Below are 24019 nucleotides of genomic sequence, written 5' to 3' on the forward strand. Positions count from 1 at the left end.
TATTCTGCCATCCATTCTATTCGTCATTTTGGCGTATCAACTGGGACGGATTCTCTCGGTCTATCCGTTGTTAGCAGGACTACGCTGGTTGGATCGTCCGATTCCTCTGCGCTGGCAGCATGTTCTGTTTTTGGGAAACATTAAAGGCTCTCTCTCAATGGCGCTGGCGCTTAGTATTCCGCTGACAATGCCAGGACGGGATAACATCATTGCGCTGGTTTTCGGTGCCGTTCTGTTTTCTCTGGTTGGACAAGGATTAAGCCTACCTTGGCTGGTCAAGCGGCTAAAAATCAGCCGTGTTTCTGATGTCATGCAGGAAGTTGGGCAGTTACAGATTCAGTTAATTGGGTCTAAAGCGGCTCAAGATGAACTGGATAGTTTGCTGAAATCAGGTGTGTTGCCGAAGGCGGTTTATGAGGAGTTGTGGGCATCTTATCAAGCGCGAGTTGCCCAGTCTGAGCGAGTACTGCGAGATCGTTACAATCAACATCGGGCAGGTCACTTGGAGGGCGATCGCAGTGGGCTAGATGCGATTCGGCGGCGATTGCTTTTAGCCGAAAAGGTCGCCGTTAGTGATGCACTCCGCAAACGCATCGTTCCAGAAGACCAAGTTCAGCCTTACATCAAGGACTTGAATGAGAAACTTCTAACGTTGGAAGATGACTAGCGTCAATGCCGAGGTAATCAATCATGGAGTGAACTAGCTCAGGACGAGTAACAACCAAGATCGTAGAGCCTGCTTCAAGAACAGTATTGCCGTTGGGAATCTCTAAATTGGCGCAGGCATGGCATTGATACCCAATGATCAGCGAACCTGTTGGAAAGCGCGGGTCTTGAGCAATGTGGGCAACCGTACGACCTGCCACATAACAATCGCCTGGAACAGGTAGCTTTAAGACTTCCACTTGTCCTTGCTCAAAATGCATCATCGATTCGACTTGAGGATATTCGATCGCATTCGCCATGGTGGTGACGGCCAAATCAATCGTGCTAATGATGTGGCTGGCTCCAGCAAGACGATAAGCTTCTAGGAATTCGCGATCGCGCATCCTCACCACAAGATGGGAAATGCCATAGCTTCTAGACAGGGTAATCAATGCCAAATTCAATGCATCATCCCTCAGTGCAGCAATCACTGCATTGGCCTGTTTAATTCCCGCTTCCAGCAGAACCGTTGTGCTGACTGCGCTGCCCTCAAATGCCATCACGCCAATTTTTTCACGCGCAAAGCGACAGGCGAGCGGATCTGCGTCAATAATGGCGATCGTATGACCCAGGTTTAATAACTGCTGTGTTAATCCCAGTCCCAGCATTCCGGCTCCACCAATTATAGCGGTTTTCTGTCGGATGAGGTACGGGCAGAATAATAGAGAGCAAGGGTTTGAGCCTTTAGTTTGTACCTCACAGGAGCCGGAAACGCTATAATACATACATGACTGATTGTCACTCTAAAAACGCCCATTACAGACTTATCACGATAGCCCCCATTTAGTGGCGTGCCATCCGAAGAGAAGTCACGAATAAGCAAAATGACTGGTTTAGATTTTATAACCACTGGGAACACTGAATCTAAGTAGCTTCTGCAAGAACTATGACTGTTCCACACAGCAATGAGGGGTGAACCAGATGGCAAACGAGGGGCACCTTGCAATAGTTAAACAGGGAGTGGAAGCGTGGAACGAGTGGTCGCAAGACAATCCAAAAATCACCCCTAATCTTGAAGGAGCCAATCTTAAATCAACGAATTTGAGAGAAATCAACCTCTACAAAGCCGATCTGCGCGAGGTCAGTTTTAGTCAGGGCGATCTCAGCATGGCAAACCTAGAGGGAGCCAATCTGGGGATTGCCGTGTTGGAAAGAGCAACACTTTATACAGCCGTTTTGTATAAAGCCAACCTGCGGGAAGCCAATCTCTACAAAGCCGATCTCAGAGAAGCCGATCTCAGCCAAGTGGATCTCAGCATGGCAAATCTACGGGAGGCAAATCTATGTACAGCCTTACTAGAAGGGGCAACGCTTTACACCGCAATTTTGCACAAAGCTAATTTATGGGAAGCCAGTCTCTATAAAGCTGACCTACGCGAAGCAGACTTCAGCATGTCAAATTTGCGCGAGGCGAATCTTAGTTTGGCTAACCTGGGTATGGCAAATCTTTGCATGGCGAACTTGGTCGGAGCCGCCCTGTATGCTGCTAATTTGTGCGGAGCCAACCTAAATTTGGCAAACCTCTGTATGGCTAATCTTTTGGGGGCAAGTTTGCATCGGGCAACGTTAGTCAGCGCCACCCTGATTGGAGCGAACCTCTACAAAGCCAGTTTAGTGGAGGCAAATCTCCGGAAAGCCGATCTCCGAGAAGCCACGTTAAGTTTGGCAAATTTGACTGATGCAAATCTCCATTCGGCAAATCTCAGTCGGGCAAACCTCCGAGATATTAATTTGCAAGGCGCTAATTTAAGCTTAGCCAATTTGTCAGAGGCAAACCTGCACCGCGCTAATTTAAAGGGAGCGAAGTTAGAGAGTGCTAATTTGACTGGAGCGTGTTTGAGAGAAGCGATTTTACCCGATGGAACAGTGCATGATTGAGGAAGGGGAGTGCGGGGTACAGAGTGCGAAGTGCGGAGAAGTTTTGAGTTTTGACTTGCGAACCCCGAACTCTGAACCCCAAAAACCGAACCCCGAACTGGCTTACGTTTCTAGCATTTGTAGGTGGTAAAGGCTGGCGTAGAGTCCGTTTTGGGCGAGGAGTTCGTCGTGGCTACCCACCTCAACGAGTTGCCCACGTTTGAGAACCAGAATGCGATCGCACTTGCGAATGGTACTGAGGCGGTGAGCGATGATAATTGCCGTTCGCCCTTTTAACAATCTTTCTAATGCTTCTTGCACCAAAGACTCTGTGCCCACATCTAGGCTGGCGGTCGCTTCGTCTAGCACCAAAATTTTGGGATCGCGAATGGCAGCCCGGGCAAATGCCAGCAGTTGTTTTTGCCCTGCGGATAGGTTTGTACCCCGTTCCCGCAGTGGCGTATCGTATCCCTGGGGAAGCTGTTCGATCAAGCGATCGACATTGGTATTTTGCGCCGCTTCCTGAATAGCTTGAAAAGAGTAGGTTTCACCCAGTGTAATGTTGCTTTTCACATCACCAGCAAAGATAAATCCATCTTGCAAAATTACGCCCATATGACGACGTAGCTCTGTTTGAGGCAACTCACGCACATCAATTCCATCAATCAAAATCTTGCCTTCAGTTGCTTCATAAAGGCGGGTCAGCAAGCGAATAATGGAGCTTTTCCCGGCACCTGTAGGACCCACTAATGCCACTTTCTCACCGGGATGAATCGTGAAATCGAGGTCTTTTAGAACAGGGTCCTCTGGCTTGTAGCCAAACCACACATGATCAAACTGAATCTTGCCTGTTTCGCTATCGGGATGGGCATATAACGTTTTAGGGTTGGTAACGTCACGAATCTCGATCGGTTCGCTCATGATGTCATTGACCCGTTCGATCGCCGTTAGCCCTGCTTGAATCGCCGTGAATTTTTCAGCAAACTGACGCAATGGATCAAACAACCGTTGGGCATACAAAACAAATGCCGACAGAGTGCCCAACTTCAATTGGTCATCCATAATCAGCAAACTGCCGACCCAAAGCACCGCAGCGATCGCCACCAGCGAAATCCATTCCAGCGTTGCCGAAATCGCCGAATCGTGAAAAATTGTCTTATCAACTTCTTTGATATACCGCAGGTTTATCTGGCGAAAGAGTTGGGCGTTGAATCCTTCGCGGCGAAATAGCTGCACCACTCCAATACCCACAATATTTTCTTGCAGCATGGAGTTAAGCGCAGAGATTTCTTCACGGGCGCGATAGTTGGCTTTGCGAAACTGCTGCTGAAAATAAATAATCAATGCCGTTACTGGAATCAGCATTACTACTAACAGAAATGCTAATTGCCACTGCAACAAAAACATCAGAACAGCAATCACCAGAATAGAAAACAGATCGCCAATAATGCCGATCGCCCCTGTAGAAAACACATCCCCCAATGACTCCACATCACTCGTCAATCGGGTAATCAGCCGCCCGACAGGAGTGCGGTCAAAAAAGCGCATTGCCAGCGACGTGACATGCAGAAACAAATCAGTCCGAATATTTGCTGTAATGCCTTGCCCAACCTGTTGCACTAAATAGCCCTGCCACGCATCCAAAATCGCGCGTGCCACCAACGTCGCTAACAGTAACCCTGTCAAAATATTGATGCCCGTTGTCAGCGGCACTGTTTGCAAAAACTTCAGCCAGGTCGGCTCCTGCCGAACCAGTGAAATGGCATCTCCTACTAAAATCGGCTGAATCGCTCCGGCAATAGATGCAGGCACAAGCAGCACCAGCGAAAACACGAGCGTGCGGCTATTTTGTAAGCCGTAAGGAATCAGGCTCTTCAAAAGTCGCCAATCAGTTTCCCGTTTCGCGCGATAGGTAGAATCCTTAGGTTGAATTGGAGCAGTCATTATGCAAGCCAGCAGGATGATGTGGAGAAATTTCTTTCCTACTGTAACCCTTTGGAAGAATTAGAAGGGGCAACTGACCGTTTCTACTTCTCCCAACATTGACAGGTGTTTACTTCCGGGCTGGACATCACTGATTGCAAAGGCTGCCGAACCAGACTCAAGACTGCTTGAGGCTCAGGTGGCTTCCCAACCACGCCAGATTTCATCGTTTAGCCCTATTTCATTAGGACGCATTCTTCTCGTATCCTTGTGTCAATTCGCAAGTTTTTTAAGAATGCACTGAGCATCTTTGTTAACCCGGCATCCATTCCGCTTTTGCACAGCTCAGTTAGCTCATGCAAATTCAGCCATTTCGTCGCAACGAAGGGCACACTAGAAAAGAGATTTACTTCCTGTAATGAGCGGAGATGGCATGAGAGATCGGATCGAGCGATTAACCGAAAACCTGGGTCAAGCGATTGTTGGAAAATCCGATGCAATTCGGTTAGTGCTAGTCGCGCTGCTGTCTGGCGGTCATACATTGCTAGAAGACGTTCCTGGAGTGGGTAAAACGCTGTTAGCAAAATCCCTTGCCCGCTCGATTGATGGGAAGTTTCAGCGCATTCAATGTACTCCTGACTTGCTACCTACAGACATCACTGGAACTAACATTTGGAATCCTCGGACAGGCGAGTTTGAGTTTTTGCCGGGTCCGGTATTTGCCAATGTGGTGCTTGCCGATGAAATCAACCGAGCCACTCCTCGCACCCAGTCGGCGTTATTGGAGGTGATGGAAGAGCAACAGGTTACTGTGGATGGTAACTCGCGCTTGGTTCCCGCCCCATTCTTTGTCATTGCGACCCAAAACCCGGTGGAATATCAGGGCACTTTTCCGTTACCTGAAGCGCAAATGGATCGGTTCGCCCTGTCGTTGTCGTTGGGCTATCCCTCGGAGACAGAAGAACTGCAAATGCTAGAGCGGCTTCAGCTAGGAACTGCTTCAAAAGATTTACAGCCCTGCATTTCACTGGATGAGGTGAAAGAACTGCAACGATTGAGTGCCCAAGTGAAGGTGGAAGCTTCTTTGCAGCAATACATTTTGAACTTGGTACGGGCAACCCGTGAAGATGAGGAGATTACTTTAGGGGTTAGTCCAAGAGGCACGATTACTCTACAACGAGCGGCTCAGGCATTCGCTTTTTTGGACGATCGCGAATATGCCATTCCCGATGATGTCAAATATCTGGCTCCTCATGTGCTGGCGCATCGGATGATTCCAGCGGGAGGACGCAGAGCGAGGGCGATCGTCGATCGCCTGCTGAACTCTGTAGCAATTCCTTAGCAGGTTTTAGGTTTTGGGGTTTTGGGGTTCGGGGGTTCGGGGTTCGGAGTTCACAGTTCAAAAACCACAACTCAAAACTCAAAACTTCTCCGTACTCTGCACTTCGCACTCTTAGGTCATTGCAATAACTACGGCGGCACTCTCTACTGCAAGCCTGTTAACGGCACTGAGAGCATAAGTTCCGGGTGGGGCGATCGCTTCTTTCACTGCGGCAGGCAAAATCTGTTTGAGTATCCATTGGTCGCCAGTTTTTTGATAGAGCGTCCACGATCGCACGTCTGAGGTCGCAGGATTCCAGGTGAGTTTGCCAGCAGCAGCTTTGAGTCCGGTGGGTAAGGCAGGAGATGCGGCGGTCAGCCAAGGTATGGTGGGGACAAGGGCGGGAGTTCGGTAGGTGGCTGTGCGGAAGCGATCGCCCACGCCTTGGCGATTTCGGGTAATGGCATCCATGCTGAAAAAGATATTACCTAATACAAGTTTTGGCGTTAGCTGCCGAGTGAGTTCAATTTGGCGTTCAATTTCTGCCAGTTCCCAGGCTTTGCCATCCAGTTGTGCCAAATTATTGCCGGGGTAGAGGTGCCGCTGCTTGGGGTTGTTCTCTGCCCACCAGTTCAACAGCACCGGGTAGCTTTGATTGGGCGCATCAATTCGCCAATAGAGCTGAGGCGATAAATAATCAATCCAGCCCTGCTGCAACCACTTGAGCGCATCGGCATAAAGCTGTTCGTAAGCATCTAATCCCCGAATGGATGGCGGTTGTCCCGGACGATAAATGCCAAAGGGACTAATGCCAAATTTGACAGTAGGCTTGACGGCCCGAATGCCAGTTGCCAATCGCTGGATTAACCGATTTACATTGTCTCTGCGCCAATCTGCTAGGGCTAAGGTGCCCCCTACTCGACGATAGGCTTGATAGGTTTTGTCATCGGGAAAGGTTTGCCCTGCAATCGGATAGGGATAAAAATAATCATCCAGGTGAATGCCATCCACGTCATAGCGCTTCACCACATCTAAAATGACGTTGTAGGTGCGGTCTTGCACCACCTTAGCGCCTGGGTCCATCCAAAGTTGGTTGCCCCAAACATACACTACCTCTGGGTTAGTCACGGCAAGATGGGGAGCCGCATTGACGTGCTGAGAGGTGCGGGCACGATAGGGATTGAACCAAGCATGGAGTTCGATGTTGCGTTGATGGCACTGGGCGATCGCAAATTCCAACGGGTCATACATGGGATTTGGCGCTTTGCCTTGGGTTCCGGTTAACCAATGGCTCCAAGGTTCCAAGGGCGATCGATAGAGGGCATCACCCTCTGGACGAATCTGAAGAATTAAGGCGTTAAAATTCATTGCCTGGAGGCGATCGACGAGGGCAATGAATTCGGCTTGCTGCTGTTGTGGGGTCAGCCCCGACTGAGATGGAAAATCCTTGTTCCAGACGGAAGTGACCCAGGCAGCCCGAAACTCGCGGGGATGGCTAACCCGCACCGTTTGACCAGGCTGCCAGCGCACAATCGCATTGGAAGCGATCGCGGGAGCCTGTTGCATTGCCACCAAACATTGATAAACAAAAGCTGCCATTTCAGCGCGAGTGGTGGGTTGAGTCGGGCGCAACCGCCGCAGAGACGGATAGTTCACCACAATGCTATTCACCGTTGCCGTAGCGATCGCGTTGGTAGCATAGCCAGGAATTTGGGCTGCATCTTCATATAACTCCGTCAGTGGCACTGAAATAGTTGTCGATAGCTTTAAACCACCGATCAACGCCGCTAAAGTCTGCGATCGGGCAATGGGTTCGGTTGGGCGAAACAGTTGTCCGGGATATCCACTCATAAACCCCGTTTCATAGGCCCAACGAATGGCACCCGCCGCCCAGTAGTTTGCTGGCACATCTTTAAAGGGGCTGTAGGGACGAATCGGCGATCGCGGAAAAGCCGTTTGCAACACGATCGCGAACTCTGCCCGACTGACCGCTTGCTCTGGTCGAAAGCTGCCATCTGGGAAGCCTCGCACAATTCCCCGCTGCGCCAACGCTTGCACAAACGATCGCGCCCAGTGCGTTTGAATATCTGGAAATTGTGCTGAAAACGAAGTCATGCAGCAAACACCCACATTGATTTTTGGAGACAAAAATATTAAACCCTCATTTCTGAGTCTTGCAGACAAGATTCAAAGGGCGGCAGATTACATGCCACTTGCCCCTAGTGACTTTTTACCCATGAAAAGCGGAACACATCAAACGCGCTCTATAGCGTTTCCGGCTCCTGTGAGGTACAAACTAAAGGCTCAAACCCTTGCTCTCTATTATTCTGCCCGTACCTCATCCGACAGAAAACCGCTATAATGTCGTAAGGAGCAAGTACCTCAAACTACTTCTTTAGATTGAGCGATCTCCCTCTTGAGTAGATGGATTTTGACGGGGAAATTAATCAAGATGTAAGGGAAAATACAAAACCGTAGAGAAATACATGCAGGGCAGCTTAGTTACACTTTTGAAAACAGAGCGAGTCATTCCCGAGCCTCTGGAAGCTCAACTAAGAAACGACTCCTACTATAAAGCCGAACAAGCATTTAGCAAACTGATTGAAGCTGAAGACTTGGACAGAAACCTCCAGAGTTATTCCTCAGCAGTCAATACCTTTGAAACTGCCCTGTCTTCTGCTCTAACAGCCGCTTACACTCATGGCGAAGGTACGGAGGTAGACCACCGCTTTATTCAGCGCATTTTGTATCGCATCAATCGTCTCAATCTTTTTTGGTATGACGATTTGCGGAATTATGCCAATGAGCGATCGCCCTATCTACACAAAATTCGCGACCAGATCGAAACAGTTTGGCAGCAGTGGGAACTCGACAATTTTGACATTGAAGCTTATAAAAGATTGGATGTAAAACAAGCACTTTTAGATCGCTTCGCGGCTGATCTCGAACCGCCTCTGTCGTCGGATGCCCACTACATGCGGGAGCAAATGTCTTTGGAGGGCTATCGGTATTTGCTGGCGATCGCCTCCTTTGATGGGTTGATCGAAGCGAGTCGTCTCTCTCGTATTTTGGGCGGTGCTGCAAACGAAGTTCAAGCCACCCTAACCAAAGTGTTGCTGGAAGAATACGGTAATGGTCGTCTTTCTCGCAAGCACTCTACATTCTTTGCCCAAATGCTAAGCGAGCTGGGACTCAGCACCCAACCAGAAGCATACTTCGACTTGGTGCCCTGGGAAGTGCTGGCAAGCATCAATCACAACTTCTTACTCACCGAATGTAAGCGCTATTTTCTGCGCTACAACGGCGGTTTGGCTTACTTTGAGGTCGCGGGTCCTGCGGCTTACCGCACCTATCTTGCGGCAGCCCAACGGCTCCAACTCTCAGATGCGGCGATGGGCTATTGGGATTTGCATGTGAAAGAAGACGAGCGACATGGGCGGTGGATGGTGCAGAACGTGACGCTACCTTTGACCGAGATGTATGCGGCTGAAGCGTGGCAAATGATCTTGGGTTACGACCAGGAAAAACTGATGGGCGATCGCGCCAGTGAAGCGGTTGTCCGAGTCATTCGCCAAGGTGAATATACTCAACCTTTACCCGTCATCTCAATCAAATAGCCGAATGAATCAATGGGTTGGGCAATTTGTCCACCCTTAATTTTTCTTTTTAACACACTCTATAAAAAGTGAGGGTATTACCTTGACTGGAATTTTGTTGCGATCGCACTCCACAAAGAAATCGGTTTCTGAAAAAGAAGTATTCTTCTGTCCCGAAGAATCCCATTTCTATTCCCATTGTTTAGAGCGACTCGTTTTTAATCACTGTGATGATACTGACACAATTGTGGAGTTTGGTTGTGGGGATGGTACTCCTGTCATTAATTCTTTAGTCAGAACCGATTTTGTGGGCAAAGTTCATGGATATGACCTGAATCCTTCAGCCTGTAAAGTGGCTCAGTCCCGAATTGAAGATTATGGCTTAGATCATCAGTATTTCATTCACAACGGGTCATTTTTTGAGACTCCTAGACCAACAGCTCAGTATTTAATTGCCAATCCTCCTTATTTACCCGCACCTGACAAGGATATTTATATGCCCTTGTTATATGGAGGCTTCGATGGTGCCACCATTACCAATTCGTTGCTAACGCTAGATTATCCCAATGTCATGGTGTTGGTGTCTGGCTATTCTAATCCGGTAGGGACGATTGAGCATGGCTTAAGGCACGGCTATAGCGTTGAAGATTTTATGGTGACCCCGCTGCAATTTGGTTACTACAGTTCTGAGCCGAAAGTAAAGAACCACATCGCAGAATTACGCAAAAACCGTCAGGCGTTCTATTTCGGCAGCACCTACTTTTTGGCAGGAGTGCTATTTAGAAAGCGTGAGTTGACCGGTGTAGATTTGTCGAGCGAACTGGTTCGAGTAGTAACTGCTTTATAAGGGTAAATCTTACGCAACCAACTAATTGGGAGAAACAGGGTGTAGCTTTCTTTTTATACAGTTGACAAGTACAGATACTTTTATTGTTTAGCATTAATCTGAGTCCGTTTCCCTAACGCCACACAGACAATGACTCCCAACGCAAAACTCAGTGTTCCAAGTGTTAAAGGGTAGCAAAAGCGTTTAGGAATGAGCCATTGAAATTGCTCACTCGACGGGCAACCAAACTGAGAATGTGCTGCCACTGCCAGCAGTTGAAGTGAAAGAAACCCGCCCTCCATGCAGTTCGGCTAGCTGTTTGGCTAACGTAAGTCCCAAACCTGATCCTGCATACTGATGTTTACCCTCTTCGGAATCAATTTGTTGAAAGGACTGAAACAGTAAATGTTGTTTATCTAGCGGAATTCCTATTCCTGTATCGCTAACTTCGAGAATAAGGAAACACGAATTAGGCAGGATGTCAGGCAGTAGATCGGGTGTTTCCTTTGGTAAAGCAGTTGCTGCTAATTTCGATCCTGGTGCTAATCGGCTACTCAGTGTGATCACTCCACCCGTTGCCGTAAACTTCACGGCATTGGATAGATAGTTGAGCAGAATTTGCAGAATTCGCTGTTGATCGACCACGATAGATTTCACTGCAACGGGTACTTTCAAGGAGAGCGTTTGTTGTTTGGCAACCGCTTGCACTTCAATGACCTCGATCGCGCTTCGGCAGAGATCCTCCACATCAACAACTTCTTTGTAAAGTTCCTGTTTACCTGCTTCTATTTTGGCAAGGTCTAGTAAATCATTGATCAGCTTCAGCAAATGTTCACCACTGCTGTGGATCATAGACAGATATTGCTCTTGCTTAGCGTTGATGGCACCAAAATGTTGCTTCAGCAAAACACCTGATAAACCCAGAACTGAAGTTAGGGGTGTTCGCAGTTCATGGGAGACGCTAGCGATAAAGTTCGACTTGAATTGATTCAGTTCTTGCTCTTTGGCTAGGGATTTGCGAACCTCTTCTTCGGCTTGCTTGCGTTGAATGAACAAACCCAGTTCAGTTGAGGCTGAAATCAAGTCAATCATCCGTTGATCCTCTTGACGGGCTTTAAACATATAAAACACGAGGACGGTAATGACTTCATCGTTCGCCAAAAGCGGAATCCCCAACGTTGCTTTCAGTCCTGAGGCTAACGCTTGCGGGGCCCTGAGATAAGTTTTGTCCGTAGAGACATCTTGATGCCACTCGGTTTTCTTTGAGATCCAAATTCGACCCGGAATGCCAACGTTGGGCGGGAATGTCAATGCCTCACTGTGTCGTCTAAATTCTGTTAACCGCTCGGTTTTGCTATACCAGGCGGGACTGCATTCCATTACCATCTTGTCTAAGCTAGGAACCCATGCCTCTCCAAATTCCCATTGCGTCGCTTCACAAACCTTTTCAATGGCAACCTGCATGGCAGAATGGAAATCGGGGGAATCTACAACTGCTTGAGTGACTGTTTGAAGGAGTTGACTATCTTCCTCTATTGCTTTGCGATCAGTAACATCTACGCAAGACCCGGTAAAGCCCGCAAATGTCCCACCCGGTTGAAAACGAGGCACTCCGGTCTCTAGCATCCAGCGATATTCACCATCTGCCCTTCTTAATCGATATTCAACTGTGTAAGGCGCTTGAGCGGCAAAAGCAGCAGCGTAATTGCTGGACCAGTGTTGATGGTCGTTTGGGTGCAGCCCTTGTTGCCAACCTTTTCCAATTTCCTGTTCCAGCGATCGCCCAGTAAATCGAAGCCAGGTTTGGTTGTAAAAAATGGTCTGTTGATCAAGATCATCCACCCAAATCAGCACAGGAGCGCTATCTGCCATTATCCGAAACCGTTCTTCACTCTCCCGTAGAGCAGCTTCTCTGTGCTGTAACTCACGGGTCAGGATCTCTGCCTCTATTAGCTTTCGGCGTAACTCAAGTTGGGCAACAACTTGGCGGCTAAGAGCACGCAGGGCCTCAATCTGAGGATGACTGAGTTCTCGTGGCACCGTATCGATGACGCAAACCGTTCCAAGACTATGACCTTCAGGCGTCACTAAGGGAACTCCAGCATAAAATCGAATGCTAAGCTCACCCATCACTAAGGGATTAGTTGCAAACCGTTCGTCCGCCAAGGCGTCTGGCACGATCAAAATATCGGATTGCAAAATTGTATGACTACAGAATGAAATGTCACGCGATGTGCTTACGGCGCTCAATCCTACTTTGGATTTGAACCATTGACGTTCAGCATCAACCAAGCTTATGAGAGCGATCGGGGTAGCACAGAGGCTAGCAGCTAATTTTGTCAGGTCATCAAATGCAACTTCTGGTTCGGAATCTAGAATTTGATATTGGCAGAGGGCACTCAGCCTGGTAAGTTCATTATCGGGAAGCGGTGCTATCTGCATAGTTTTTTAGAGAAATCAGCAAGTTATGTCAGAAAGCAAGTAAAGTTTCAAAAATCGCTTATCGCTTTATTTCTTGCCAAGGGAGCATTAGAGCTAATATTGCTCAAGACTTAAAGTAAGTATTCTAATAATTTTTAAGAAGGTGTGGTTTCTTGATCCCAGAGAAGTTGGCATTGCGTCAGCTACCTGGGCAGAAAACTACGCTATAGCCATTGAACGCTAGCTAGAGAATAGAGTGGTTAGAAAATATGGCGAGAAATCCTTGAATGCCCTATGCCTCATACATTTCCATTGTTTTCGCTAAAAATTCGCCCTATGGCATTTAGCGGAAGGAGGGCGGGCGATCGCCCCAAATGACCCCTTGTACTGCCGCTGGATGAAAGTAGCAGTCGTCTACATTTGCCCAGTGCAAATTGGCCTCGGTGAGTTCTGCATTCGTGAAAACAGCCTCTTGCAAGCTGGCTCCCTGTAAATTGGCGCGATGCAAGCAAGCGCCACTCAGATTTGCGCTTTGCAGAGTTGCTCCTTGCAGGTTTGTATCTGCCAAGTTTGCCTTCCGCAGGTTTGCCCACCGCAGATCTACGCCTGCTAGATTCGCGCCGCTGAGATCGGCTCCAAAGAGATATGCGCCACACAGATGAGCTTGAGTGAGAATCGCCCGATGCAGGATTGCTTGATAAAAATGAATCTGGTTGAGTTCTGCCTGGTGCAAATTTGCATCGCTAAGGTTGGCGTTTCCTAGCTCGGCCCCCATCAGCCAAGCTCTGCTCAGGTCGGTGCGTTGCAGGTATGCCCCATTGAGGTCGGCTTCGCGCAGATCAGCTTGGTATAGCTCGGTACCGATTAAGTTGGCATGGCTGAGGTCGGCTCCGCGCAGGTTTGCCTGAGTCAAATTCGCTCCAATCAGGTTGGCATGGCTGAGGTTGGCATAGCTGAAATTAGCGTGGCTGAGATTGGCATCAACCAATTCGGCGTGGCTGAGGTCAACCCTGGAGAAATCAAGCGATCGCCCTCGTTCAGTGCCACCATACTTCCCTGCATCTTCAACGGGATAATATCTATTGCGTTGCGAAGATTCTGTTAAGTGCCGCTTTAACTCCGTCAAATATCTAACGTCCGCCATCCGCTTTTTGCCCTTTATTCACCGGAAGCGCCTTTGTTCTAAGTTTATTTTTGCATCGAATGCCGTCTAATTATTCTAATCTTCCGGTATCGGGCGATCTCCCAGCCACACTTTCGATCGCCGACAATACCGCATGAGAAGCCGCTAAAATATCGCGTTCTTCGCCACCTAAATATAAGCGCCCAAAGCTGCCAACCGCAGACACTTGCAAAATGTTAATCAATGCGGCTTTCTCCGCTTCATTGGCTGCCAACGCTGCCCAGGCTGCGGGTTCCACTTCAAACACATAAAGTGTTTGCCCTGACATAATCATTTGTCCACGTCGGGTCCGGTTAATCAATTGAGCGTGATGAGGGTCAATATTGCGAATGATTTGGCTAGAAAGAACGCGGGGCTTGAGACAATCTTGTCGGCGCACTTCGAGGGTATCCAAAATGGCTTTGCCTGCTGCCTGGAGTTCCCCTTGATTGGTGGAATGAAGCTCTAGCAAACCGTAGAGACGTTCTACCATCAGGACACCAGGACGCACTACCGCCGACTTCAGTGCCACATCGGTAATCCGGTTAATTTCAATGCCGGGGGAAATTTCAATCCATAAGGAAGCATCGCCCGGAAGGGGAAGAAACCCAATCGAAACGGTTCCTAGGTAAGCGGCGTGCTGAGCTTGCAGCCGATCAATATAAACGTAGCTACGCAGGTCAACGCCCAAGAGTTTAATCTAGTCCGGGTAAACTCATCTAGTATACGGTGTTGAGTTTGCCGATCGCTACGAAAGATCGCTACGAAAAGATTGCGTTAGGTTTTACTATGGGGAAGTTCGGCTGGATTGCTTACTCTCCACCAACCCTCTGACCGGCTGTCACTTGGGAACTAGGCGATTCCCGTAGGGATCGTTTCACGAATCGCCATACCTGTTATGCCATCTGATCCTTACCAAAGCCAGGTTTTTCGCAAGCTATTGCGCCAGACACGCCACTGGCTTGATCGCCGTCAGCAAACAGCACGACGGCTACAAGTGGCTGGCAGCTGGAGCGCGCAGATTTTGGTTTATCCGGTGTATGCCCTGTTTCAATCGGCGCGATCTCTGGGCAAAACCCTGGGTAAGGCGATCCAGCCCGATCCGATTAGCCTACTACCAGCGGAAAATCCCGACGAGATTGAAATTCCACTACAATCTGCCCCGTTGCAGTTAACAGCGGAAACTGCTTTACAGCAAGTTCTCCACACGATAGAGCGCTTTTCTTTGCCAGAACGGTTACCCATTGGGCTAGAGCCACAGGCGGTGCGGGTGAGGGCAGTGGCGTGTTTAATGGAAACCCAAGCTCTCGTATTGGTGACTCAATTTAATCAAATATTGGATGTGCTGTCTCCGCATCAGCAGCATGAACTAGCGCAGCGGATTAGTTGGGAAATAGCAGCTTCCGCACAATCGCGTCGTCCTAAAAGCTTACTTAATCGAGTTATTGGGGCATTGCAAGGAGTGGGATCGTGGTTGTTCGACAATCTGCGCCCAGCTGCCACGCACGCCTTGCCTGCGGCATCTTTACCATCTGTAGATGCGCCAATCCGGCAGTCCATGCTGGCAGTACGCGACTGTTTGGCAGAGGTGGATATTTCCAGCTATCCGTCACTGTTAAACGTTGCAGCTACCCGCCTGTCAGCCCCAGCCTCCATTTTTATTCGTGGGGTGGCAACGCAACTGGATACGCGATCGCTGGTATTGGTAACGAACCGCAACGAGATTCTGGAGATTCTGGATGCTGACCAACAAACGATTGTGCAGCAGCGAATTATCTGGCAAGTGGCTCACTATTGCCGTTATTTACGTTTGCGCCAGGGTTCGGCTCAGCTTGACCCCGTGCGATCGCCCCCTGCAAACAGTCCAGTTTTCCCTGGTGTTCGTCCGTTTTATCAGTTGATGGCATGGATGCAACAGGGTTCTGTGGCGATCGCCACCAACCTTTTTGAGGAAGCCGATCTGGCGGAACTACCGATGAGACTGCGGACTGCCCCTCCGATTAAGTTTGCTCAAATTCGCGATTCCCGTAGGGATCGTTTCACGAATCTCGTTACTGCTGCCCTGTCACCGATCATCCATCAACCTGGGCGATCGCTCAATGCTGAACTGACGATTTCTGAGCGCAAAACGCTAGAGATGACAGCTGATCATTCTACTCAGGTAACTTTTGAGAAGGTGGCTCAACCGCTTATCAAAGAACCGCGATCGCCCGATGGAGCAACGCTCCCAGATAGTCCCCTTTCAGAGATTATTGATACAGAAGTCACGCTGATGGGCTACGAGCAAAGCCTGCTAGAACGAATTATGCGATTGCTGGATTTTTGCTTTTTTGCGATCGAAGAATTTATTCGTGTGCTGTGGAATGGCTTACTGAAACTTGCTCCTAAGCGATAACTCCCGTAGAGAATCTTTGCGAATCTACAGATGTGCAAGGATTTTTGAAACGGTATTAGATGCCCTCAAACCGCTAGGATAATTGGCAGTAAACGATTTCAGGAATTGATATGAGCAACGCGATCTCAGATATTTCGGTCAAGACTATCACAGGCTCCGAGCAATCATTAGGAGATTACGCAGGCAAGGTGTTGCTAATTGTCAACGTCGCATCCTATTGCGGCTACACGCCCCAATACAAAGGGTTAGAAGCGCTGTACCAAAAGTATCACGCTCAAGGATTGGAGGTTTTGGGGTTTCCTTGCAATGACTACGGTGCCCAAGAACCGGACAGTACCGATAAAATCGCACAATTCTGCGAAACCAGTTACGGCGTGACTTTTCCACTGTTTGACAAGGTTCATGCCAAAGGTGCGGAGCAGCATCCTCTGTATGCTCGTCTGACCCAAACCGCTCCTGCTGGGGATGTATCCTGGAACTTTGAAAAGTTTTTGGTGAATAAACACGGTGAAGTAGTAGGTCGCTACAAAAGTGCAGTGGCTCCGGATGCGGCAGAACTGATCGGCGCGATCGAAAAAGAACTCGCTGCTTAGTTGCCTATAAAGCCATCAGTTGGCATAAGGACTAGGACAAATTAACTGCTGAGCAAACAAGGGGCTTAAGTCCCTTGTTTGCTCAGGTTGTTTTTACAAGACTTTTTAAACCTATCTTGATCGCTAGCTCAATAAGAACCGAGGTGGAGTCAACCAAAATAGAGTACTTCGCCCAATGGGAGATCCAGTTTCGGGTAAGGACAGACCGATGACTCCCGCTTTTTTCAGCTCAACTGCGCCTCTCACTTCACCCCAGGCTAATAACTCTGCCCAAGTGCTAAGGCTGGGTTCATGTCCAACCAGTGCCAAGCATTCTTGACTGCCGGGTGTCCAATCTGGCAGCCAATCTAACCACGGTGTAATGATTCCAGAAGCCAGATAACTTGCCTCTTGCAGTTGGCTGCTTAAGCCAACGTCTACCAGAATATCTGCGGTTTGTCGGGCGCGGACTAGCGGACTAGTGAGGATTAAATCGAATTGCAACCCCAGATCTATCAGCCGCTTGGCAACCGAGCGAGTTTTCTTTTTACCATCTTCCGTTAACGGCCGTTCATCGTCATTGGTATAGGTGCCAAATTCACCTGCTAAGCCATGCCGAACCAAATACAGTTCAATCATTGTGTTACTGCTAATCTATAGCCTGTCGTTAGCCTGTCACCCCAGCGATTTATCAATTACTAATGACAGTTTGATGAAGCCTGGAGAGCTTGTTTGAGTTGAGTTTTGAGAGTCCGAAAAACATCAAGATTTTCCTGACGGACACTAACTCATGCCATTTCGATAGTGCTGATCAGGATTAATCAGACGCAACAGTTTTTGTTTCACTTGAGTGTCATAGACAGTCCACTTCATTTTTGCGTAGTCGGCACTTTCAGCAAAGCCAGAAAGGAAGCCCAAAGGAATTTCAAAACCGCCTGCTTGCGATCGCCCACCGCCAAAGAATCGTCCTTGAGAATCGTGACCAAAGGCTTCTTTCAGAAACTCATCGGGATCAAGGGTGATTTTGTTGGTGCGAAGTGAGCCGATGACCAGTTCAAGGTCTTCGTCTTCGTCGTGTACAATGCCATACACTACTGCGGTATGCACGTTTTCTTCTGTAACTAAAAAGTCTGCGGCTTGCGGAATTGCATCGCGATCGTCATATCGCAAATAGCCTACTCCGGCAATGGAAAAGTTGTTTTGAACGGCGCGATTTTTGAGCGATCGCTCAATCACATCCATGACTTGCTTTGAGCGGGAAGACTGTAATACCGCATTCAGCAATTGAGCGTCATAAAAGCGACTCAAGTAAGCCGCTGCTAAGAAGTCTTCTTCTTGAGCTTGCCGAAGCGCGTTGGTATCCGATCTCAACCCATGCATCAACGCCGTTGCACACTTGACGTGCTCGCTGGAGTTGTTATCCAGCTTCAGTAGACCTGCTTGCAGATATTGAGTCAATATTGTGGCAGTTGCCCGAGTATAAGGACGAATGTCAGTAAACTCTGCGTTGAGATCCCCTTGGGCACTGTGATGATCAATCACGACCACGATGGGAATTCCTGCTTCCTGTAGAGAAGGAGTTAACTGGCTAGTGGTGCCCTGATTGTCAATGAAGACACACCCTTGATAAGCTGCGAGATTGCGGTTTTTAATCGTTGGCAATGCCCAGCGTTGCACTGGCAAGCTGGTTAATTTGACGAGAGCAATGTTTTCTTGATGGCTCAAGGTTCCGGCATAGACCATATCGCACTGAATGTCATACTTTTGTGCAATCAGCTTATAAGTCCAAGCGGAAGACAGCGCATCAGGGTCAGGAAAATCTTGCAGAACGATTAATTGGCGTTCTCCCTGATGGCGTTCTAGCAATTGTTGCAACACTTCTACTTTTTGAAGCTGCTCACGCGATCGCGACGTATCGTAGGAAGACAACTGTGGTCGATACGTTGGAGAGTCTTGCAGCGATTTCAGCAGCGGTTCAACCGGATCACGATCAACAGGGGTTTGTTGACTCCCGGGTGGCTGGGCATCTTCTGTTGCAGTTAGAACACTATTGGATGTGGTATTGCGAGGTGTCACGGATTAGGCTGCTCTAAGTAAGGGGTTAGTTAAACCAGTAACGAGGGGAATTGCTTAAGCAAGTGATGCAGTGATTATTAGATTGGAAATAAATAGCTTGCTAGTCTTTAGATCTTGGCAAATAAAAGGGGGAGACGATATGAATCTTTAGTGCGATCTTTGTGAATTGACGCTGAAGCGATTTCGACCTCTCAGGGAATCGGTGAAAGGGATGAACGGCTGCGATCGCCAAAGAAGATACCTTACAATCGCTTTAGATTTATTCCCACCCACTACAGTCCGATGACGTATTTACGCCACTCTTGATTTAAGCCATTTTTGACGTGCTTAGTTACTTCAAAATAAAGTCCACTATAAGGTTTTTGGGGTAGGGTAATAAGCGGCATACCTGCCTCTTTGGGGGTGCGGCTGCCTTTCTTAACATTGCAACGCACGCACGCCGTCACAATATTTTCCCACGTATCACCGCCACCTCGCGATCGCGGAATCACATGATCCAACGTTAAATTGTCCCCAGTGGCGCTGCAATACTGACAAGAATAGGCATCGCGATGCAGCAGATTCTTGCGGGTGAGCGGAATCTCTTTGTAGGGCACACGCACGTAGTGACGTAGCCGGATCACTGTGGGCAGTGGAAAGCCGGAGTAAAGATACTTGCCGTTGTGTTCAACTTGCTCCGCTTTGCCCTTAAGCAATAACACGACCGCCCTGCGCCAAGTAGTAATGTTCAGCGGTTCGTAAGAAGCGTTAAGCACCAGAACCTTACTCATCAGGATTCAGTTGCTAGGAAGGTTTTCATAAACTTTAACACAGCTATGGCTGGAGGGTGGGAAATTACGGAGAGGCTGAACCTGCCTGATTGACCTATTTTCAAAGGACATCTATCCTGCTCTCAATAGATAATTCAGCGTATTGAATATTAGATTCAGTGCAATGAATGTGGTGTGAATCAGGAGAATGACATGCTGAGTTGGGAGCAAAGTTCAAGTTTGGCGCAAATGCAGCGAGAACGAGCTTGGGTGGAGATTGATTTGGCGGCGATCGCTCACAATGTCACCCAAATAAAGCGACTACTTCAAAATCGGACTGCCTTCATGGCGGTGGTCAAAGCCGATGCTTATGGGCATGGCTCCATCGCGATTGCCCAAGCAGCCCTGCAAGCGAGGGCAACCTGGTTAGGCGTAGCAACCATTCCTGAAGGGATTGAACTGCGAGAATCGGGCATTCAAGCTCCCATTTTAATTTTGGGTGCAACCTACACGCCAGAGCAAATTCGAGCGATCGCCCGGTGGAATTTGCAACCCACCCTCTGCACGCCGAAACAAGCGCTTGTGTTTGCCGAAACCATTGCTAACTTACCCAATGCCTCACCGCTGCCTGTTCACCTCAAGCTTGATACAGGTATGTCTCGTTTGGGCACGGATTGGCAAGCGGCGACGGAGTTTGCTCAACTGGTTCACCGCTTGCCGCATTTATCGATCGCGAGTATTTATTCCCATTTGGCAACGGCGGAAAGTTTGGATCGAACGGTGGTCAATCAGCAGCGGCAGCGATTTGAAACCGCGATCGCCCAGATTAAATCAGCAGGTATCACCCCGCCCAAACTTCACCTGGCAAACTCCGCTGGCACCCTAACTGATGCCAACCTGCATTACGATATGGTGCGGGTCGGACTTGCATTGTATGGACTGTATCCCGCTGCTCACTTGAAATCGGTCTTAGCTCTCAAGCCCGTGCTGCAAGTAAAGGCGCGAATTACGCAGCTAAAAACCATTCAAGCAGGAACAGGGGTGAGCTATGGACATCGATTTATCGCCGATCGCGAACTGGCGATCGCGGTTGTTGGCATTGGCTACGCAGATGGGATTCCGCGCAATTTATCGAACCAGATGACGGCGATCGTCCAAGGGCAACTCGTGCCCCAAATTGGAGCCGTGACCATGGATCAACTGATGCTGGACGTGAGCCAAGTGCCCCATCTGCAAGAAGGCGATGTCGTCACCCTGTTAGGACACGACGGCAAAGAGTCCATTTCGGCAGAGGACTGGGCAGAAACGCTAGGCACCATTTCCTGGGAGATTCTTTGCAGCTTCAAACATCGTCTACCGCGAGTTGCAATCACTCGCGCGTTGCCAGATTTTGCTTTAGATACTAAGTGTCAATGAGTTTGGAGTGGGGAGTTTGGAGTGGGGGATGCGAAAGAAAACAGTCGGTCAGCTTGAAGGTATCGGTAAATCACGACTTTTGAGAGAGGTTGCAATCAAATGGACTTTATAACTTGAAGGAGAAATATAAAACGAGGTACTAGGGTGGCTGACGAACTGAAGAAAGGCGACAAGGTTGAGTGGAAAAGCTCTCAGGGTGAGATTGAAGGGACAGTTAAGAAAAAGTTGACTGCACCGATCGACATTAAAGGACACCACGTTGCGGCCAGCAAAGATAACCCTGAATATTTGGTGGAAAGTGACAAGACTGGTAAGGAAGCCGCCCACAAGCCAGAATCGCTGAAGAAAATTGAAAAGGAATAATGGCTAGGTTTAGACCACACAATCGGATATTAGGGGGATGGTTGCGCCGCGATCGCTAGCTTCGGATAAGCAATTCGTTGGTGGTTGAACTGTTGCCAAACCTGAACGAAAACCGTGGCAATTTCAGTCATTTCACTGCGAGTCAGACCCGATTGCACGAGTTGCTCATCCTGCCAGCGGGCGCGAAGAATTTTGTTGATCATGGCAAGAGCTTCTTCGGGGGTGGCATCTTTAAGAGATCGCAGTGCTGCTTCACAGGAGTCTGCCAGCATTACAATTCCCGTTTCACGCGATTGCGGAATCGGACCGTCGTAGCGAAAATCGCCATCATTCACGCTGAGGGTGGTGCCACCACCGTTCAGTTGTTGTTCTACCTGCTGCTGTGCCTGATGATGAAAGTAGGCAATTAGCATAGTGCCCTGGTGTTCTGGAATAAATGCCCGGACTGCTTTAGGAAGGCGGGCTTTCCGTGCCATCATGATCCCTTCACTCACATGCTTTTTAATAATTTCGGCACTGATCCAGGGATCATCAATTAAGTCGTGTTTGTTGGGTCCACCCATCTGGTTTTCAATAAACCCTTGCGGATCGTGCATCTTACCAATGTCGTGGTACAACGTTCCAGTCCGAACTAATTCCACGTTGCCCCCCAGCGCCCGAGCGGCAGCTTCTGCCAGGGTTGCAACAAACAACGTGTGCTGAAAAGTGCCAGGAGCTTCAGAGGCAAGCCGTTTGAGTAAAGGGCGGTTGGGGTTAGCAAGTTCCACCAGTCGGATGGTGGTCACCAAATCAAACAGTTGCTCCAAATAGGGACTAATGCCCAGTGCCACAATGACCCATGCCAGCCCTAATAGTGCCTGAATGCCGCTAGCACTCAGCAAGGTATACCAAGCAACGCCTGTTGCAACGTTGAGCACAAGGTAGATCAGTCCTTGCAGAAGACCAACGCCTACCCCAAGCAATGCCAATTCTTCGCGCGATCTCAATCTGCCCCCCAGCCAACCGCACAGCAGCCCGGTTGTTGCACTGGCGATTAAAGTACTCCAAGTGATTTCCATGCCAACACTCACCAGGAGCGCTAGCAAGCCCGCTACAGTCAGCCCCAACGGTGCGCCGTAAAAGCCGCCGACTAACAGCCCAATGGTGGCTAAATTAATCGATGGAACTTGGAGCGCAATTAATAGCGGCGTACTTAAACTCAAAAGCCCAAGCAACACTCCATCTCGTCGCCGCAGAGAGGGATGAAATCGGCGTTTTACAAACCATACCAGTATCACTGAGCCGCTTACTAAGGCTCCAAATCCTACTAGCCCAAACCAGTCGATACCGCGCTTACTTAAGCCAAAATGGTCAAGCAGGGCAAACTCTTTAGAGTCAATCGTGTCGCCTACCTGCACAATTTTCTCGCCGCGATTGATGGACACCATTACGGGTTGAATGTCTTGGGCGGCTTGCTCTGCCCTTAACTGTGTTTGGGCTTCATCCTGAATTAAATTAGGCTGTAACAGCGATGTCAAAAGGTCGATCGCGATCGGTTCAGCCGTGTTGGGTAGCTCACCTTTAACCTGAAGGTTAATCGCTGTTGCTAACACCGGGGACGGCAATGCTGGAGAAATGCCTTGAGCCAAAATCCGTTCAGCGATTTTTGGACTCTGCGATCGCAGAGATTGCCAGTCAGCATCGGTTAAATCAAGCAGAACCGTATTCAGTGAGTCCGGCAAGTCGGGTGATGGTTCTGTGGATGAAGCCAGAGCTGCAACATATTTCAATTGAGCTTCGCTGACAGATTGAACGAGCCTTAAGTAGCTGCTCATGTCTATAGAACGGCGATAGTTGCGGAGTTCAGCGATCGCCGTTCGAGACCCTGCATCCGTTGGGGAAAAGGCGGGAATTCCAGCCTTCAAACTTGGAACAGACGGGTTTCGAGAAAAGCCGCGATCGGCCTCAATTAATAACGCTTGCCACTGCGATTCAGGCAGTTTGCGGAGGTAAGCTTGAGTAAAAAGCGTAAGGATACTGGTGCGAACATAGGGAAAGGAGCCAGCAGTTTGGCGCAAATCGCTGCCCTGTTGAAGCTGCTGTTGCAGTGATCGCATTACTGTTTGGTTGACGGCTTGATCTAGCATCAGAACGGATAGCGTGTCCTTACGAGCCGCAATTCGGCTAATATCCGTTGCGCTTTTATCCATCACATTGGCTGACACTGGCGCATAGAGAGTTTGGGGAGCAGCTTTGCCAATATCTAGCTTAGGCGCATTATAAAAGCGATAGCCAAAGGCGCTAGTTAAACTAACAATGGCAATTCCTAAAACGAGCGGCGATCGCCCTGCCTTTTTTAGCAAGCTTTGTTTAGCGCGGGGTGAACGGATGGCTGGAATGACCTGATAATCTGCCTCTAAATCGATTATAGATGGCTGCAATTTCCGACTTTCAGTAGTATTGGAGGCATTTTGATAGGAACGAACTGCCTGGTGAAAAACGCTGGAATATTTACTCAATGGACGCAGATTATCCAGGAGATGAGCTTTTTCCAAACGATGCATCAGTGATTGAAGGACTTTCATCACTTGCCACGAATCCCTCAGCAAATAGGAGCGTTGTATCGATCAGGCAGAAAATTAAGCAGAACTCTAAAAG

Annotated in this window: 20 protein-coding genes; 10 read left to right on the forward strand and 10 right to left on the reverse strand. The window is 48.8% G+C overall.

The features are described 5' to 3' along the window. Positions 1-4: 4 nt before the first annotated feature. Positions 5-667: a cation:proton antiporter gene (locus JOY44_RS32290; protein ID WP_281063295.1), complete on the forward strand. Its 663-nt coding sequence runs from the start codon at positions 5-7 to the stop codon at positions 665-667. On the opposite strand, the gene JOY44_RS03660 is transcribed toward JOY44_RS32290, so the two are convergent. Beyond that, positions 624-1349, reverse strand: a complete 726-nt coding sequence (locus tag JOY44_RS03660) for a TrkA family potassium uptake protein (protein ID WP_307821911.1) — start codon at positions 1347-1349, stop codon at positions 624-626. The genes JOY44_RS32290 and JOY44_RS03660 overlap by 44 nt on opposite strands. A 277-nt stretch (positions 1350-1626) precedes the next feature. Between JOY44_RS03660 and JOY44_RS03665 the strand changes: the two genes are divergently transcribed. Next, positions 1627-2583, forward strand: a complete 957-nt coding sequence (locus JOY44_RS03665) for a pentapeptide repeat-containing protein (RefSeq protein ID WP_171572367.1) — start codon at positions 1627-1629, stop codon at positions 2581-2583. Positions 2584-2685: 102 nt separating this feature from the next. Here JOY44_RS03665 and JOY44_RS03670 read toward each other — a convergent pair whose 3' ends face one another. After that, positions 2686-4506, reverse strand: a complete 1821-nt coding sequence (locus JOY44_RS03670; RefSeq protein WP_171572368.1) for an ABC transporter ATP-binding protein — start codon at positions 4504-4506, stop codon at positions 2686-2688. Positions 4507-4918: 412 nt separating this feature from the next. On the opposite strand from JOY44_RS03670, the gene JOY44_RS03675 reads away from it, so the two are divergent. Then, on the forward strand, positions 4919-5827 hold the full coding sequence (locus tag JOY44_RS03675) for an AAA family ATPase (protein ID WP_171572369.1): 909 nt from the start codon (positions 4919-4921) through the stop codon (positions 5825-5827). A 111-nt stretch (positions 5828-5938) separates the two neighbouring features. Here JOY44_RS03675 and JOY44_RS03680 read toward each other — a convergent pair whose 3' ends face one another. Continuing rightward, positions 5939-7921, reverse strand: coding sequence for a glycoside hydrolase family 10 protein (locus JOY44_RS03680; RefSeq protein WP_171572370.1), 1983 nt, complete (start codon positions 7919-7921; stop codon positions 5939-5941). Between JOY44_RS03680 and JOY44_RS03685 the strand changes: the two genes are divergently transcribed. From JOY44_RS03685 to JOY44_RS03695, 3 genes are all read left to right on the forward strand, one after another. Next, complete coding sequence (locus JOY44_RS03685; protein WP_171572371.1) at positions 7920-8168, forward strand: hypothetical protein; 249 nt, start codon at positions 7920-7922, stop codon at positions 8166-8168. The genes JOY44_RS03680 and JOY44_RS03685 overlap by 2 nt on opposite strands. 148 nt (positions 8169-8316) lie before the next feature. Next, positions 8317-9423 carry an iron-containing redox enzyme family protein gene (locus tag JOY44_RS03690; RefSeq protein ID WP_242541710.1) on the forward strand — a complete coding sequence of 369 codons (1107 nt, stop codon included), beginning with the start codon at positions 8317-8319 and terminating at the stop codon, positions 9421-9423. Positions 9424-9505: 82 nt separating this feature from the next. Then, on the forward strand, positions 9506-10249 hold the full coding sequence (locus JOY44_RS03695) for a N5-glutamine methyltransferase family protein (protein ID WP_171572373.1): 744 nt from the start codon (positions 9506-9508) through the stop codon (positions 10247-10249). Positions 10250-10456: 207 nt separating this feature from the next. Here the strand turns inward: JOY44_RS03695 and JOY44_RS03700 are convergent, their stop codons facing one another. The 3 genes from JOY44_RS03700 to JOY44_RS03710 all read right to left on the reverse strand — a co-directional run bounded on the left by JOY44_RS03700 (position 10457) and on the right by JOY44_RS03710 (position 14502). Then, entirely contained in the window at positions 10457-12670 is a 2214-nt protein-coding gene (locus tag JOY44_RS03700; protein ID WP_171572374.1) for an ATP-binding protein, read from the reverse strand. A 322-nt stretch (positions 12671-12992) separates the two neighbouring features. After that, entirely contained in the window at positions 12993-13793 is an 801-nt protein-coding gene (locus tag JOY44_RS03705) for a pentapeptide repeat-containing protein (protein WP_171572375.1), read from the reverse strand. Positions 13794-13863: 70 nt separating this feature from the next. Next, entirely contained in the window at positions 13864-14502 is a 639-nt protein-coding gene (locus JOY44_RS03710) for a hypothetical protein (protein WP_171572376.1), read from the reverse strand. Positions 14503-14709: 207 nt separating this feature from the next. On the opposite strand from JOY44_RS03710, the gene JOY44_RS03715 reads away from it, so the two are divergent. Together JOY44_RS03715 and JOY44_RS03720 are read left to right on the forward strand one after the other, a co-directional pair. Further along, positions 14710-16206: a hypothetical protein gene (locus JOY44_RS03715; protein WP_171572377.1), complete on the forward strand. Its 1497-nt coding sequence runs from the start codon at positions 14710-14712 to the stop codon at positions 16204-16206. A 110-nt stretch (positions 16207-16316) separates the two neighbouring features. After that, entirely contained in the window at positions 16317-16799 is a 483-nt protein-coding gene (locus JOY44_RS03720) for a glutathione peroxidase (RefSeq protein ID WP_171572378.1), read from the forward strand. A 123-nt stretch (positions 16800-16922) separates the two neighbouring features. Here JOY44_RS03720 and sixA read toward each other — a convergent pair whose 3' ends face one another. The 3 genes from sixA to JOY44_RS03735 form a co-directional block, all read right to left on the reverse strand. After that, the gene (gene sixA, locus JOY44_RS03725; protein WP_171572379.1) at positions 16923-17417 is read right to left on the reverse strand and encodes a phosphohistidine phosphatase SixA; all 495 of its coding nucleotides are present in this window, start codon (positions 17415-17417) and stop codon (positions 16923-16925) included. 144 nt (positions 17418-17561) lie between these two features. Beyond that, entirely contained in the window at positions 17562-18854 is a 1293-nt protein-coding gene (locus JOY44_RS03730; protein WP_197984933.1) for a DHH family phosphoesterase, read from the reverse strand. Between the two features lie 272 nt (positions 18855-19126). Continuing rightward, entirely contained in the window at positions 19127-19624 is a 498-nt protein-coding gene (locus tag JOY44_RS03735) for an HNH endonuclease (RefSeq protein WP_171572380.1), read from the reverse strand. A gap of 192 nt (positions 19625-19816) precedes the next feature. Here JOY44_RS03735 and alr point away from each other — a divergent pair, with 192 nt between their 5' ends. Together alr and JOY44_RS03745 are read left to right on the forward strand one after the other, a co-directional pair. Continuing rightward, on the forward strand, positions 19817-21019 hold the full coding sequence (gene alr, locus JOY44_RS03740; RefSeq protein ID WP_171573682.1) for an alanine racemase: 1203 nt from the start codon (positions 19817-19819) through the stop codon (positions 21017-21019). 144 nt (positions 21020-21163) lie between these two features. Further along, complete coding sequence (locus JOY44_RS03745) at positions 21164-21382, forward strand: DUF2945 domain-containing protein (protein WP_171572381.1); 219 nt, start codon at positions 21164-21166, stop codon at positions 21380-21382. A gap of 29 nt (positions 21383-21411) precedes the next feature. Here the strand turns inward: JOY44_RS03745 and JOY44_RS03750 are convergent, their stop codons facing one another. Then, positions 21412-23946 (reverse strand): HD family phosphohydrolase, encoded by a 2535-nt coding sequence (locus JOY44_RS03750; protein ID WP_171572382.1) that lies wholly within the window; start codon positions 23944-23946, stop codon positions 21412-21414. Positions 23947-24019 lie beyond the last annotated feature (73 nt).

This window comes from Leptolyngbya sp. Cla-17 (assembly GCF_016807185.1).
Classification (GTDB): domain Bacteria; phylum Cyanobacteriota; class Cyanobacteriia; order Leptolyngbyales; family Leptolyngbyaceae; genus ULC077BIN1.

Excerpts from the sequence above, each read along its gene's own strand:
- JOY44_RS03665 (WP_171572367.1), top strand. The coding sequence starts at position 1,627 with ATGGCAAACGAGGGGCACCTTGCAATAGTTAAACAGGGAGTGGAAGCG.
- JOY44_RS03670 (WP_171572368.1), bottom strand. The coding sequence starts at position 4,506 with ATGACTGCTCCAATTCAACCTAAGGATTCTACCTATCGCGCGAAACGG.
- JOY44_RS03675 (WP_171572369.1), top strand. The coding sequence starts at position 4,919 with ATGAGAGATCGGATCGAGCGATTAACCGAAAACCTGGGTCAAGCGATT.
- JOY44_RS03685 (WP_171572371.1), top strand. The coding sequence starts at position 7,920 with ATGCAGCAAACACCCACATTGATTTTTGGAGACAAAAATATTAAACCC.
- JOY44_RS03680 (WP_171572370.1), bottom strand. The coding sequence starts at position 7,921 with ATGACTTCGTTTTCAGCACAATTTCCAGATATTCAAACGCACTGGGCG.
- JOY44_RS03700 (WP_171572374.1), bottom strand. The coding sequence starts at position 12,670 with ATGCAGATAGCACCGCTTCCCGATAATGAACTTACCAGGCTGAGTGCC.
- JOY44_RS03705 (WP_171572375.1), bottom strand. The coding sequence starts at position 13,793 with ATGGCGGACGTTAGATATTTGACGGAGTTAAAGCGGCACTTAACAGAA.
- JOY44_RS03715 (WP_171572377.1), top strand. The coding sequence starts at position 14,710 with ATGCCATCTGATCCTTACCAAAGCCAGGTTTTTCGCAAGCTATTGCGC.
- JOY44_RS03720 (WP_171572378.1), top strand. The coding sequence starts at position 16,317 with ATGAGCAACGCGATCTCAGATATTTCGGTCAAGACTATCACAGGCTCC.
- sixA (WP_171572379.1), bottom strand. The coding sequence starts at position 17,417 with ATGATTGAACTGTATTTGGTTCGGCATGGCTTAGCAGGTGAATTTGGC.
- JOY44_RS03735 (WP_171572380.1), bottom strand. The coding sequence starts at position 19,624 with ATGAGTAAGGTTCTGGTGCTTAACGCTTCTTACGAACCGCTGAACATT.
- alr (WP_171573682.1), top strand. The coding sequence starts at position 19,817 with ATGCTGAGTTGGGAGCAAAGTTCAAGTTTGGCGCAAATGCAGCGAGAA.
- JOY44_RS03750 (WP_171572382.1), bottom strand. The coding sequence starts at position 23,946 with ATGAAAGTCCTTCAATCACTGATGCATCGTTTGGAAAAAGCTCATCTC.